General features: G+C 44.3%; 11 protein-coding genes and 2 tRNA genes. 6 read left to right on the top strand and 7 right to left on the bottom strand.

The genetic code is table 11. The features are described from left to right. Positions 1-56 precede the first annotated feature (56 nt). Positions 57-1,148 (top strand): PQQ-dependent sugar dehydrogenase, encoded by a 1,092-nt coding sequence (locus tag ACHUFW_RS16020; RefSeq protein WP_394204592.1) that lies wholly within the window; start codon positions 57-59, stop codon positions 1,146-1,148. A gap of 14 nt (positions 1,149-1,162) precedes the next feature. Continuing rightward, on the top strand, positions 1,163-3,430 hold the full coding sequence (parC, locus tag ACHUFW_RS16015) for a DNA topoisomerase IV subunit A (protein WP_394204351.1): 2,268 nt from the start codon (positions 1,163-1,165) through the stop codon (positions 3,428-3,430). Positions 3,431-3,594: 164 nt separating this feature from the next. On the opposite strand, the gene ACHUFW_RS16010 is transcribed toward parC, so the two are convergent. Together ACHUFW_RS16010 and ACHUFW_RS16005 are read right to left on the bottom strand one after the other, a co-directional pair. After that, positions 3,595-3,786 (bottom strand): bacterioferritin-associated ferredoxin, encoded by a 192-nt coding sequence (locus ACHUFW_RS16010; protein WP_394204350.1) that lies wholly within the window; start codon positions 3,784-3,786, stop codon positions 3,595-3,597. Between the two features lie 225 nt (positions 3,787-4,011). Further along, a complete protein-coding gene (locus ACHUFW_RS16005) occupies positions 4,012-4,938 on the bottom strand; it encodes a D-2-hydroxyacid dehydrogenase (RefSeq protein WP_394204349.1) in 927 nt (308 codons plus the stop codon). A gap of 50 nt (positions 4,939-4,988) precedes the next feature. Between ACHUFW_RS16005 and ACHUFW_RS16000 the strand changes: the two genes are divergently transcribed. After that, positions 4,989-5,321, top strand: a complete 333-nt coding sequence (locus ACHUFW_RS16000; RefSeq protein ID WP_394204348.1) for a DUF3392 domain-containing protein — start codon at positions 4,989-4,991, stop codon at positions 5,319-5,321. Between the two features lie 55 nt (positions 5,322-5,376). Here the strand turns inward: ACHUFW_RS16000 and ACHUFW_RS15995 are convergent, their stop codons facing one another. The 5 genes from ACHUFW_RS15995 to rsgA all read right to left on the bottom strand — a co-directional run bounded on the left by ACHUFW_RS15995 (position 5,377) and on the right by rsgA (position 12,353). Next, complete coding sequence (locus ACHUFW_RS15995) at positions 5,377-6,090, bottom strand: glycerophosphodiester phosphodiesterase (RefSeq protein WP_394204347.1); 714 nt, start codon at positions 6,088-6,090, stop codon at positions 5,377-5,379. 25 nt (positions 6,091-6,115) lie between these two features. Then, a complete protein-coding gene (locus ACHUFW_RS15990) occupies positions 6,116-9,319 on the bottom strand; it encodes a mechanosensitive ion channel domain-containing protein (RefSeq protein ID WP_394204346.1) in 3,204 nt (1,067 codons plus the stop codon). 166 nt (positions 9,320-9,485) lie between these two features. Then, entirely contained in the window at positions 9,486-10,367 is an 882-nt protein-coding gene (locus ACHUFW_RS15985; protein ID WP_394204345.1) for a DMT family transporter, read from the bottom strand. An 8-nt stretch (positions 10,368-10,375) separates the two neighbouring features. Next, positions 10,376-11,239: an archaetidylserine decarboxylase gene (gene asd, locus ACHUFW_RS15980; RefSeq protein WP_394204344.1), complete on the bottom strand. Its 864-nt coding sequence runs from the start codon at positions 11,237-11,239 to the stop codon at positions 10,376-10,378. A 58-nt stretch (positions 11,240-11,297) separates the two neighbouring features. Beyond that, positions 11,298-12,353: a small ribosomal subunit biogenesis GTPase RsgA gene (gene rsgA / locus ACHUFW_RS15975; RefSeq protein ID WP_394204343.1), complete on the bottom strand. Its 1,056-nt coding sequence runs from the start codon at positions 12,351-12,353 to the stop codon at positions 11,298-11,300. Between the two features lie 114 nt (positions 12,354-12,467). Here rsgA and orn point away from each other — a divergent pair, with 114 nt between their 5' ends. The 3 genes from orn to ACHUFW_RS15960 all read left to right on the top strand — a co-directional run bounded on the left by orn (position 12,468) and on the right by ACHUFW_RS15960 (position 13,475). After that, positions 12,468-13,013, top strand: a complete 546-nt coding sequence (gene orn, locus ACHUFW_RS15970; protein ID WP_394204342.1) for an oligoribonuclease — start codon at positions 12,468-12,470, stop codon at positions 13,011-13,013. A 184-nt stretch (positions 13,014-13,197) separates the two neighbouring features. Continuing rightward, positions 13,198-13,273, top strand: a tRNA-Gly gene (locus ACHUFW_RS15965). Between the two features lie 126 nt (positions 13,274-13,399). Further along, positions 13,400-13,475 (top strand) — tRNA-Gly (locus ACHUFW_RS15960). Positions 13,476-13,554 lie beyond the last annotated feature (79 nt).

Genomic DNA, 13,554 nt, shown 5'->3' with positions numbered 1-13,554 from the left:
TGATGTTGAAATTGATTTCTACAAGTTGTAAAAGCGGTATCTTGTTGGCGGTAGGCATGTTGCTGGGGGCGCCCGCAGTGGCATTGGCAAAAGGCCAACCAATGATGATCACCGTGACAAAAGGATTTGGCCTAACTTTATATGCTTCAGAAGTGGGGGATGCCAAACAATTAGCCTTAGGCGATAAAGGTACGCTGTTTGTTGGTTCTTACAAAAAAGGCACAGTAACCGCTTTAGTTGATAATAATGCAGATGGTCGCGTAGACAAGCGTTATGTGATAGCTAAAAATTTAGATAATCCCGAAGCTATTGCTTTTCGAGATGGCGATCTTTATGTCGCGGTTGAAGAGAAAATTTTACGCTACATAGATATTGAAAACCGTTTACGCCGTCCAGGGCGCGGTAAAGAAATATATGACCGCTTGCCAGAGCAAACCAATAATAGCCGCCGTGCCATGCATTTTGGCCCCGATGGCCGTTTATATGTATCAATTGGCGCGCCGTGTAATGTCTGCGAAGCGCCAGACCCATTTGCGAGCATTATTGCCCTTGATGTGGAAACCGGTGAAACCGAACAAATCGCGACTGGTATTCGTCGAGCTATCGGATTTGATTGGTCACCGACAGACAACGCGCTGTGGTTTGCTGACCTTGGCCGCGACTGGATGGGTGATAGGATTCCGCCGGATGAAATAAACCGTGTAGAGCAAGTTGGTGCCCACTTCGGGTTTCCTTATTTACATGCGAGCACGGTGGAAGAGCCTGCTTATGAGCGACCAGAAAATCTAAAAATTACCTTACCTAAGTATGAGCTACCTGCACATGTAGCACCTACGGGTATGCATTTTTATAGTGGTAAGCAATTTCCTGAGAAGTATCAACAACAGATGTTTGTTGCGGAAAACGGCTCTTGGAATCGTTCTAGCAAAATTGGTTACCAAGTGGTGATGTTAACCATTGAAAATAACGAAGTGGTTAAGCGCAGTACCGTTGTGAGTTTTCTTGATGGTGAGTTTCCAGTCGCTAGGCCACACTCGCTTGTGACCGCGCCTGATGGTGCAATGTATATTTCGGATGACTTGAAAGGCAATATTTATCGCCTTTATTACAAAAAAAGCCAAGATTCTGAGTCTGATACGGCTAAATAACAGGGTATTTATTAATGAGTGATGCGATAGATTTAAGCTTAGATGGGGTGGAGCAAATGCCCCTGCGACGCTTTACTGAGAATGCATACTTAAATTATTCAATGTACGTCATTATGGATCGTGCATTGCCACATATTGGTGACGGGTTAAAGCCGGTTCAACGCCGTATCGTTTATGCCATGAGCGAGCTTGGATTATCAGCTCAGTCGAAGCATAAAAAGTCGGCTCGTACCGTCGGTGATGTGTTAGGTAAATACCACCCCCATGGCGATAGTGCTTGTTATGAAGCTATGGTGTTAATGGCTCAGCCGTTCTCTTATCGTTATCCCTTAGTTGATGGCCAAGGAAACTGGGGTGCACCCGATGATCCCAAATCCTTTGCTGCGATGCGTTATACCGAAGCACGCCTATCTAAATTCTCTGAAGTATTACTTACTGAACTCGGTCAAGGTACGGTTGATTGGGGGGTAAACTTTGACGGCACCATGAAGGAGCCAACGGTTCTACCTGCAAGGCTGCCGCATATTTTACTCAATGGTATTACAGGTATCGCCGTAGGTATGGCGACCGATGTGCCGCCTCATAATGCCAGGGAACTCGTTAATGCTTGCGTTGAGCTGCTTGATAACCCTAAAGCTGATTTAGCAAGATTAATGGAGCTGGTACCAGGTCCTGATTATCCGACTGCAGCAGAGATTATTACCCCGGCCAAAGATATCGCTAAAATTTATGATACTGGCCGTGGTTCTATTAAGATGCGAGCGGTTTATCATAATGAAAGCGGTGAAATCGTTATTACTGCACTGCCGCATCAAGCCAGTGGCAGCAAAGTGCTCGAACAAATTGCTGCGCAGATGCAGGCGAAAAAACTGCCTATGGTGGCCGACTTACGTGATGAGTCAGACCATGAAAGCCCTGTGCGTATTGTGGTGGTTCCACGTTCAAATCGTGTCGACATAGAACAGCTAATGACCCACTTGTTTGCGACGACAGATTTAGAAAAAAACTTCCGCGTTAACCTCAATGTGCTGGGGCTTAATGGTCGTCCTCAAGTGAAAGGTCTCAAGCAGCTACTGACCGAGTGGTTGACCTTCCGCATGACCACTGTGCGTCGTCGTTTAGAGTTCCGTTTAGATAAAGTGCTAGCTCGCTTGCATATTCTTGATGCGTTAATGATTGCATTTTTGAATATTGATGAAGTGATAGAAATCATTCGTAATGAAGATGATCCTAAAGCCGAGTTGATGTCGCGCTTTTCGTTAACCGAGTTACAAGCGAATGCTATTTTAGACTTAAAGTTACGTCACTTAGCGAAACTTGAAGAGTTTAAGATTAAATCAGAGCAGAGCGAACTTGAAGAAGAGCGAGATAAGTTACAGCTATTGTTGAGCTCAGATCGCCGCATGAAGACGTTGATCAAGAAAGAGCTTAAGCAAGATGGTGAAACATACGGTGATGATCGCCGTTCGCCACTGGTTGAGCGTAGCGAAGCTAAGGCGTTAACAGAGCAGGAGTTAGTCCCAGCAGAAGCGGTAACAGTGGTACTGTCTGAAAAAGGCTGGGTACGTTGTGCCAAAGGCCATGATATTGATCCAAGTGCCTTGTCCTATAAAGCCGGTGATAGCTTTTTGTGTGCGGCAGCCGGGCGAAGCAACAATGCTAGTGTATTTATTGGTACAACAGGGCGGGCATTTGCGACCGATACGCATACTTTGCCGTCTGCACGTAGCCAAGGCGAACCTATCACAACACGGTTTAATTTGTCGGCAGGGGAAACCATCTCGCACGTGGTGATTGGTGATGAGCAGCAATACTTCTTATTAGCATCCGATGCAGGCTACGGCTTTGTTGGCGCCTACAAAGACATGGTGTCGCGGAATAAGGCGGGTAAAGCATTATTGAGCTTACCGGCCAATGCAAAAGTGTTGGCGCCTCAACGCGTGGATAAATCGAGAGCAGAGTCCATTTTGGCCATCACCAATGAAGGACGTATGTTGCTATTCTCCTTAGATGCACTGCCGCAATTGGCTAAAGGTAAGGGTAATAAGATTATCGGCATCCCTAGTGATAGGGCTAAGAGTCGCGAAGAGTTGCTGATACATTTACATGTATTGCCAGAAGACACCGCAGTCACCCTTTGGGCAGGCAAACGTAAGCTAACCTTAAAGCCTAATGATTTAGAGCATTATCGTGGTGAGCGTGGCCGTCGTGGTGCTAAATTACCTAGAGGCCTGCAGCGAGTTGACCGCGTTGAGCTAGGAGAAGGTGAGCCGAGTATATAGGTTTTCACCGCTAACAAAAAAGCTGCCGAGGCAGCTTTTTTTGTGGGTGGCTTTTTAGTGGCTCAATAGTGCAATGAAGACTAAATCAAGTGTTTAAACTATCCACAGAGGTGACTGAGTTAGGTTAATACTTGCTGATATCCCAGTTATATATTGGTGCTGGATTATGCCACTTCGTAATAATTAGGTTCGACATCAAGCTGGGCGGCAATGACTTGAGTAGCCATTTTGGTACATTTACCACATTGACTGCCAACACCAAGACGTTTTTTCACATCAGCAAGGGTCATATCACCTTGGCTAACGGCTTCTTTGATTTGGCTATCTGTTACTGCATGGCAAAGACAAACGTACATCTTAAACACTCTGTTGATTTCGATGCTGTAAGTATAAATGAAAACGATTCTCAATGCTAATAACTCTCGGTTATAGTAATTAATCCGGAGTCATTAGCTGTGTTATTAAAAGTTGTGATGGGTTTCAAGTTCAGCTGACAAATGAGATTGTGATCATTACTGAGTGAATTCACCGTGCCATAAAAGGTGATTAAGGCAAGCGAATTCGCTTGCCTTTGATGTTACCTAATAACCACGCTCGAAGTTGACTTCATGGGACAGTGCCTCGCCTTTGATCAGTTTGTGATAGTTATTAGCAAAGATTTCCACGACTTGCTCGGGGAAGCTTGGCGCGGCGATATGCGGGGTAATTACGACATTATCTAAGCTCCAAATAGGGTGTTCTTGAGGTAAAGGCTCCTGATTAAACACATCTAATACTGTTTGTTGCGAAGGGGTCGATTTAAGTTGTTGATACAGTGCGTCAAGATCTAACACATCACCGCGGCCGAGATTAAATAAGATCACATCCTGCTTCATGAGACTCAAGGTCTGTGCATTTAACGCATCGCGAGTGAAGGGGGTACTTGGCAAAATAGAGGCAACAGCATCGGCTTGGGGGAGGTGCTGGGACAGGTTTGCCAAGGTATCGACTTCATCAAAGCCTTTAGTCGGTTTAGCACCCCGGTTTATTCCGGTAACAAGCATACCGAAGTGTTTGGCTGTTTGTGCTAGATGCTTAGCAATATTGCCGGTGCCTAATAACAGTAATCGCTGTCCTTGTAACGATTTAAAATTAGCCGGTAACCAGATTTTTTCCGCTTGCTGGGTTTTGTACTTGTGATGATGTCGCTGATGGGCAAGTAAATACCCAAAAAGATATTCGCTCATTAATGGGCCAAAAATACCTCTTACATTGGTAAGTTGGTAGTCTCTTCGTTGCCGAGGTTTAACCAAAGAGTCTACGCCAGCATGAGTAGACTGCATCCATTTGATGTTTTTGGCATGGCCTATCAATGGGGCAGCAAGTGGCGGTTCGGCTAGCCAGATGTCCGCTTGATAAATACTTGCAGGCTCATCTCCCAACAAGGTTAGGTTTGGTAAATGACAGGAACTGAGTAACTCACGATAGCGCTGATTATCACTAGTAAGCAATAGTAGCTTGTGTCCCATCTTGTCTCCCCCTATATTCTTTCCCTAGACTTAGATACATGGACCGGCCTATGGAGCACTTTCTTTCATTAATTAATCAATTAGCTAAAGAGCTATATCCTTGGTTAACTGAGATTTCTACTGCCATTATTGCGTGTTTTTTAGTTGTTTTTGGCGGCGATATTAATCGCGCATTACGCCGAAAACTGATCGGTAGAAATTTCATCTTACGCACGGCTATTTTTATTCTCATTAATGCATTTGGCTTTGGCCTGTTAATCATTGCTGCGACGCCATGGTTGGCTAGCATGCTGAGTCAGCTGTCATCACTGTACTTATTATTGATTTTAGTCGCTATTTTTATATTTATCGGTATCTGGGCACAAAAAAATCATCAATCGTGATTTTAAGATGACGCTACGGTAAATAAGCGAGCTTAAATACAACTGAAGCTGTTCACTAGCCCTCAGTGTTTGGGGGCAAAGATGCGATAACTTGCGCAGCTTTGTCAGGATAATTGCTAAATATACCGTCTACACCAAGTTGATGCATAGCGGTTATATCTTCAACTTTATCCACGGTATAAACGTAAACTTTAAGGCCTCTGTGGTGGGCATCAGCCACGATTTCTGCATCAATAAAGTTGATATCTAAGTGAATAGACACTGCTTGTAATTGGCTGGCGACAGCTGCGTTATCAAGTGGGATACCTTCAATTAGCGGGGCGATCTGAGCTTGTGGAATGTGCTGTTTAATGTGCTGTAAAAATTTATGGTTAAATGATGAAATCAGTAACCTATCGTGGCTATAGCCAAGGGTTTGAATGATTTTGGGGTAGAGCTGTAAAAATGGCGTTAAGGTGTTCATCCCTTTGAGCTCGATATTGATTAGCGTGTCCAGCTTTTGAAATAGCACTAATACTTGCCATAAGCTTGCTAAAGGTTCACCGTTAATTTGCACGTTAGACAATCCAGCACTATCTAACGACTCAATTAATCCACTGGCGTTAGTTTCGTCGTCAAGCCAGCGATTATGAAACAACACTAAATCGCCTGCGGCATTTTGCACATCTAATTCAATGGCTTGGCAATTGAGCTCAATGGCCTTACGCATTGCACTAAGCGTATTGTCGGGTGCATAGCCACTGGCGCCTCTGTGAGCAAATACAAGCACGTCTAATTCACCTTTTGTTTATTAATCAACTACGCAAAATGCTCTGAGCATCTTTTGTCTGCGGATTTTTTACATGCACTTCCAGTTGTGGGTAAGCCAACTCAAGGTTGTTCTCCTGTAGTTTCTTACTGATTTTCTTATGCAGGATATGACGCAGTGGCCAACGGGTATTCATATCTTTGGCATAAGCGCGGACTTCGTAATCTTGAGTATGTTTACCAAACCCTGCAAACCATACTTCTGGCTCTGGTGTCAGCAAGGCTTCATCGCACTCTTTGACGGCTTGATACAATGATGCTTCAACACGGGCGGGATCAGAATCCCGAGCCACGGAAACATAAACAATCACCCGGGTTATGGGGTCTGATAATGACCAGTTAATTAATTGCTCAGTAATAAACGCCTTGTTAGGCACAATGATCTCTTTACGATCCCAGTCGATAATGGTTGTGGCACGAATTTGAATCTTGCTGACGGTACCAGTTAAATCGCGAATAGTGACGGTATCACCAATACGTACCGGTTTTTCAAATAAAATAATCAGACCAGAGATAAAGTTGGCGAAGATCTCTTGTAGGCCAAAGCCGAGACCAACGGAAAGTGCCGCAATAAGCCACTGTAACTTGGACCATTCCACCCCTAAGGTAGAAAACCCGGTTAGCGTGCCAATAAACACTACCAAGTAACGACTCACCGTGGTGATTGCAAAGCCCGTCCCTTGGGTTAGATCAAGCCTTTGTAGGATCGTTAACTCAAGTAAACCCGGTAGATTGGTGGCAATCATAAGTGAGAAGCCAACAATGATTAATCCAAGCAGCAGGGATTTGAGGGTGATGGGCACCGTTTCGGTAATACCGTCGACCACACTGTTGCTGGTCCACAGGGTAATGCCGTCCAAAAACGAAAATAGTGCCGTGTGGGTTTGAGTCCATAGGCCAACTAGGCTGGCCAGAAAAGCGAGCAATAAGATGGATCTTACCAACCCTAATGACTGGCTAGAGATAGTTTCTAGATCAACAACCGGCTCTTCATACTCCATTTGCTCGCTATTAGGGTTAACGGTTTCTTCCTCTTTTTCCCGCTGGGCGATGATCTCTGCCCGTTTGGCTTTAGCGCGATCAAAGGCAATACGACGGCGTTCAATTAACATCCAACGTTTAATCAGTTGGTACAGCAACATGAAGCTTAACCATAAAATAAGCGACAGCTGTAACTGCAGTAACACTTGGAATGCGGTGTAGTAGTAGCCTCTAAATGCTAGCACCGCACACACTAATGGTGTCAGCAGTAATATGGCCCAAAGCAGCTTTTGCAGCAGGCGTTTGTTTTTATCATCTTGATGATAATGAGAGTCGTGCTTAGAGACATTGAGTAGATCTTTGTAAAAGAGCGTCAACATGATGGCAAACAGAATAAAAGCCCCACGGCCAAGGCTATTTCTAATCAGCGATGTGTCTAACACCTCAGTAAAGCCAAGCACGCCAACTACAGGAATGGCGATAAAAGTAAGAGAACGTAATTTTTGCTGACCAGCTTTAATCGTGGTTGCATGGGCCTTAAAGTGGCCAATCAGCAATCCGTTATCATCGGCCAGTAAGTATGCGAAGCGGTATAGCAAAAACATCAAGCCGATTGCGAGAATCGCCATGCCCATCGCAGAGACAAAGTTGTGTGAAGATAGATAAAAGATGGCGCCGGCAAGAACCACAGGTATTGGCTTGATGATGCTATAGCCTATGGTGCTAAACAGTGTGTTTAATGTATAGCTGAATTTATCTTGGGTAACGTTACCGACATGGGCGATATTGCGGTTTAAACTGCCACTGAATTTAGGTGACAGAATATCTTGAAAGACTAAGCACAGCACAAAAATAATCACCCACCATGACCAGAATTGGCTCTGTTCATCGATGGATTCGCGCAGTTGTTGCCATGGCGCTTGCTGGATAAACCAGCGGCTACTTTGGATTAGATCGGCAAACCAAGCCTTATCAATACTATTGGCATTAGCAATCCAAAATAGGTGTTCATTAAGGGTATTCTTTAACTGCACATATTGTTGATTGAGCTGCTCATAAACAATCCGAAGATCAGCCAGCTCACTGACGTACAGATCATAGTTATCCAGTAGTTGTTGTTGCAGCTTCTTTTGTGCCAATAGCAATTTATCAGCCACTTCATTATCGAGTGCATCAATATCATCGAGTTGAGTATGCAAGGTTTGATCTTGCTCTATCTGATAGCGTGCTAATCGGGCATTGGCAATTTTGTTATTGAGTTTATCTAAACTGGGTGGTCTTTGTAGTGATTGGAGAATGCGTAAAAAGCGTTCACCAAAGGCAGAGTTGAGCTTAATTAGACCAATTTGCTGCTGAATATTGGTCAGCTGCTTGGCTTGTAATTGATACTGCGCTTCTGCCTGCTCCTGTTGTTTTACGACTTCATTCGTATCGAGTGTCAGTTGTTGCAGTTGCTTGGCATACTGTTGATTCTGCTGGTTTATTAACACAACCTGCGGATCATCTAAATGATCATCAGCCACTTGAATGGCGGCGATCGTTGCATTGGTCTGCTGCTGCCTTTCTAGGCTTATTTGGTAGTTGATCGATTCAATGGTGTTTTCTTGCTGTGCCAGCTGTTCTCGCACCACAAGTTGCTGCAAGCGGCTTAAATCGGTTCTTTTTTGGCTGCTCGCTAGCTCAAGCTCAAGGGTATCGACAGTTTGCATTAGCAACTGACGTTGTATGGTTAGCAGGCGGTTATCAACCGCATTGCCACTATCAAGAGGTGTTTTTTTATGTTGGTTTAACTGCTGTCTAGTGTCGTTGATGAGCGTTGGAAGCTGATCATGACGTTGCAATAGGGCAGTGATCTCAGTACTTAAATTACTGTCTATTTCCTTTAGTTCAGATAGTCGCAAATAAGCCAAAGATGCTTGTTGACTTAACACTTGGTGACGATTGTACTGCTGCGGCGTTTTGGCTTGCTGTTGCTGCTGTTTAAGATTTTGTTTTTGCTCAGGGTAGTTATCCATACTTGCTTGATAACTTCTCGCGAGCATTTGCTGTTCTTTTAATTGCAGCTGCAGTTGGGCGATTTGATCATCAATTGATAACACATTGGCCTGGTTTTGAGGTGTCACGCCCAAGCGTTTGTCTAGCTGTAAAGGAGAGTTAGCTAGTAGGGTGGAGCTATATAAACTGAATAAAACGATAAAAAGCCGCAACATAATTGATGATTTGTATGGCAACTAAAGTGATTGCATACAAGTTTATACTATTGGCTTAATAAAGAAATGCTAAGTCGGTGAGTTTATACAATAAGGGCGCGAAGTTTGTGCGAAAGATCTTATGCAATGGGTACTCGCTCAATGGGCTTGTCAGTAAACCTAATTGTTAGCCTTTAGAACGCTGATGTTGATGGGCACGCTGAGTTTCAAAAATAGCGGTCGCAACGACTAGTAAGCCACCGATAATGGTTTTTGTATCAACGCCTTCATTGAGGATAAGCAGTGCGAGTACGGTACCGTAAAATGGCTGTAAGCAGGAGACTAGGCCAACGGTTTTGGCACTTAATTGTCGCAGTGCGGCGGCAAAGAGTGCATGGGGAGCGGCAGTAAATATCACGCCAAGTAATAGAATTAGCCCCCAAGTCGATGTTTCAATGGATGCAAGCGGCGCTTGTTGCCAAGGTGCCAGAAACAACACGGCGACAGCGGTCTGGTAACACATTGCTTTTGCGCCACTATATTGGGAGAAGTAACGTTTATGCATCAGGTTGCGGGCGGTAAATAAAAAAGCTGAGATAACACCAATGACAATCCCTAGAGTGACTTCATTGCCAAGACTGGCTTCAGGGATAAGCAAGCTGACCCCTATGAGAACAGCTAAGCCACTTAAAATATCGACCTTTTCAATTCGGGTGCGATTAATCACAGGTTCAATCAGTACTGTCATAACCGGGTAGGTGAAAAAGGCGATCATGCCGATAGCGACAGAAGACATCTGCATTGAGGCGAAATAGGTCACCCAGTGCAAACTTACCACAATGCCGAGTGCAACCGCGATAGCGTATTCTCGCCAATTTTTTAAACTTAGTGATTGCTGACTTAGTTTAACGATAAGGGCGAGAACAACGGCTGCGACAGCGCAGCGTAGTAGGGTGATATCAAGCGCCGAAAGCGGGATAAGTTTAGAAAATAATGCTGTGCCACCAAATAGCAGCACAGCAATATGTAATTCAATTAAACCTGAATGTTGATTCGACGGCTTGTTCAATTGAGTTGTTAATCCTTTATTTTAGCGAATGCTTGCCCCATTCTGGTGACCGCTTTTGGCTCGACACCATCGGCAAACTCATCAAGTGCATCTTTACCAAATAGCATAACCACAGTACTACCTAATTTGAAACGTCCCATTTCAGCGCCTTTATCCAAAGTTAACGCATTCGGGCCGTCTGTTGGGTAATCCCAGGTAAACACTTTTTTACCTGTTGGCGGCGTGACTGTTCCTGCCCAAACCGTTTCGATACTGGCAACGATGGTAGCGCCAACAAGTACCATGGCCATTGGGCCAATTTCGGTTTCAAAAATGGCGACCACACGCTCGTTACGTGCAAACAAACCGGGTACATTTTCCGCCGTTAATGGGTTAACTGAAAAGAGTTCACCAGGCACATAGGTCATTTTTGATAGGGTGCCTTTTATCGGCATATGTATCCGGTGGTAATCTTTGGGCGCTAGGTAGATGGTAGCAAAATCGCCATCTTCGAAACGTTTAGCATCTTCCGCTTGATCGCCTAGAAGTGCAAGTGACGAATATTCATGTCCCTTAGCTTGAAAAATTCGTCCTTCTTTGATGGGGCCAAGTTGACTTACCGCACCATCTACAGGATGTACAATATAGTCGTCATCAGGACAAATAGGACGAATACCTGGTTTTAATTCTCGGGTAAAGAACTCATTGAAACTTCGATAGGCGGATGGTTCGCTGCGAGCAGCCTCACTCATATCGATTTTATATTGCTTGATGAACCAAGTGATCACGCTGGTGGTGATAGTGCCAAGTTCGGCAGCGGCAAGTTTACCTACAAGTCGCGAAACAAGGTGTTTGGGCAAAATATACTGTAGGGCAATTTTAACTTTGTCCACTCTCTTATCCTTTCATATAGTGCATAGCGTTTATATTACGCGTTTGGGTCAAATAGGGTTAATCGTCTTCGCTGCGAAAGTGACGAGCATGTCGCTGCTCATCTAAGCTATCAATGATGCGATGATAATTATTATAACGATCTTCACTTATCTCGCCTGCATTAAACGCTTGAGTAATCGCGCACCCAGGGTCGGTTTTGTGTTTGCAATCTCGGAATTTACACGTACCTAAATAGTCGCGAAACTCCACAAAACACCAGCCGACTCTCTCGGCAGGTAAATGCCACAAGGCAAACTCTCTCACGCCTGGTGAGTCAATTAAATCACCGCCACTTGGGAAGTGGAGTAATTTAGCCGTGGTCGTTGTATGTTGGCCAAGGCCAGAGTTTTCAGACACATCACCGATTATAAGCTCAGCATCTGGCATCAAGGCATTGATAAGCGACGATTTCCCCACGCCTGATTGTCCAACAAATACACTCACTTTATCATTTAGCAAGCCTTGTATTTGCTCAACCCCTTCACCGGTTTTACTGCTGACGCGATAAACGGAATAGCCGATAGCTTGATACCGAGCCAATGCAGCATCGATAGATGCGGCTTCTTCATCAGTAATGAGATCCACTTTATTCAGAATGATGACCGGGCTGATCCCCGTGTCTTCTGCAGCGACTAAGTAGCGATCGATAATTTGTGTGGTAAAGCTGGGTACCACAGAGGAAACGATTAAGATCTGGTCTATGTTGGCGGCGATAATTTTAATGCCATCATAGAGGTCTGGGCGCGACAATGAAGAGTGTCTAGGATGTACAGCTTCAATAACACCGGCAATGGTGCTTGATTGTTCAAGCGCTAATCGCGCGATGACTTTATCGCCTGTGACAAGGCTTTGAATATTACGACGAATGTTGCAGCGAACTAATTCGCCTGCTTCGGTTTCTACATCCGCGTGCTGCCCAAAGCGTGAAATCACGGTGCCAAGCAGTTCTGGACCAAGTGAACTATCTTGTAGTTCTGGTGCTTGATTTTCATCGGCACGCCTCTGCAATCGTTTTTCTTGATTGGCGCGCATGCGGCGGCGCTGACCCTGACTTAATGGTTTCTTTTTACTCACAGTATTGTCATCAACAGTAGAAGGTTATTTTGTGTCTGTTAAAAAAGCAGTATGATACACGGTCTAGAACAAAAAAGCCTGATTTTAGGCACACAGGATTAATAAGGTATCTTTATGGCTGCGGATGAAAACAATCTAATTTGGGTTGATTTGGAAATGACAGGGTTAGATCCCAGTGTGGATTGTGTCATTGAGATCGCGACCATAGTGACAGACTCTCAACTTAATATTGTTGCAGAAGGTCCAGTTATTGCTATTCATCAAAGTGATGAAGCACTTTCGGTGATGGATGATTGGAATATTAAGCATCACGGTGAGTCAGGCTTAATTGAGCGAGTTAAAGCCAGTCAATACAGTGAAGCAGACGCCATTGAGCAAACAATTGCATTTTTGTCGCAATATGTGCCTAAAGGTGCATCGCCTATGTGTGGTAATAGTATTGGCCAAGACCGTCGGTTTATGAATCGTCATATGCCCGAGTTAGAAGAATACTTCCACTACCGAAATATTGACGTGAGTTCGATTAAAGAGCTTGTTAAGCGTTGGCAGCCAGAAGTCATGAAGGGTTTTAGCAAGCGTGGCACCCATCAGGCACTGATTGATATTCAAGAATCCATCGCTGAATTGCAGTTTTATCGTGAGAAAGTATTTAAAATTTGAGCAAACAGCATAATATTTTCAAGAAGGGGTTGCGAAGAGATGAAATTCTCCTATAATGCGGCCTCAACTTTTTACTAGCGGTCTCGTTGGTGTTAAGTTTCAAAGCGACATTAGCTCAGTTGATAAAGGTGAAAGACGATACCTTTAGTCAATGTTAAAAAGCAAAAGTGGCTGGAAAAATAAAGCGACATTAGCTCAGTTGGTAGAGCGATACCTTGCCAAGGTATAGGTCATCGGTTCGAACCCGATATGTCGCTCCAAATATCAATTTATAGCATTACCAAATGCTGTAGATTAAAAGATTTAAGCGACATTAGCTCAGTTGCGAAAGGTGAAAGACGATACCTTTGGTTGACTTAGCAATTAAGCTTGTTAAAAAGATTGACGCGACATTAGCTCAGTTGGTAGAGCGATACCTTGCCAAGGTATAGGTCATCGGTTCGAACCCGATATGTCGCTCCAAATTAAAGATTTAAGCGACATTAGCTCAGTTGGTAGAGCGATACCTTGCCAAGGTATAGGTCATCGGTTCGAACCCGAT

This window comes from Shewanella waksmanii, from assembly GCF_043643685.1.
Taxonomy (GTDB): domain Bacteria; phylum Pseudomonadota; class Gammaproteobacteria; order Enterobacterales; family Shewanellaceae; genus Shewanella; species Shewanella waksmanii_A.
Note: the sequence above shows the minus strand (reverse complement) of the source record. Positions and strands in the feature narration are given on the sequence as shown.

Coding starts and splice junctions, on each gene's coding strand:
- ACHUFW_RS16020 (WP_394204592.1), top strand. CDS start 57: ATGTTGCTGGGGGCGCCCGCAGTGGCATTGGCAAAAGGCCAACCAATG.
- parC (WP_394204351.1), top strand. CDS start 1,163: ATGAGTGATGCGATAGATTTAAGCTTAGATGGGGTGGAGCAAATGCCC.
- ACHUFW_RS16010 (WP_394204350.1), bottom strand. CDS start 3,786: ATGTACGTTTGTCTTTGCCATGCAGTAACAGATAGCCAAATCAAAGAA.
- ACHUFW_RS16005 (WP_394204349.1), bottom strand. CDS start 4,938: ATGGGACACAAGCTACTATTGCTTACTAGTGATAATCAGCGCTATCGT.
- ACHUFW_RS16000 (WP_394204348.1), top strand. CDS start 4,989: ATGGAGCACTTTCTTTCATTAATTAATCAATTAGCTAAAGAGCTATAT.
- ACHUFW_RS15990 (WP_394204346.1), bottom strand. CDS start 9,319: ATGTTGCGGCTTTTTATCGTTTTATTCAGTTTATATAGCTCCACCCTA.
- orn (WP_394204342.1), top strand. CDS start 12,468: ATGGCTGCGGATGAAAACAATCTAATTTGGGTTGATTTGGAAATGACA.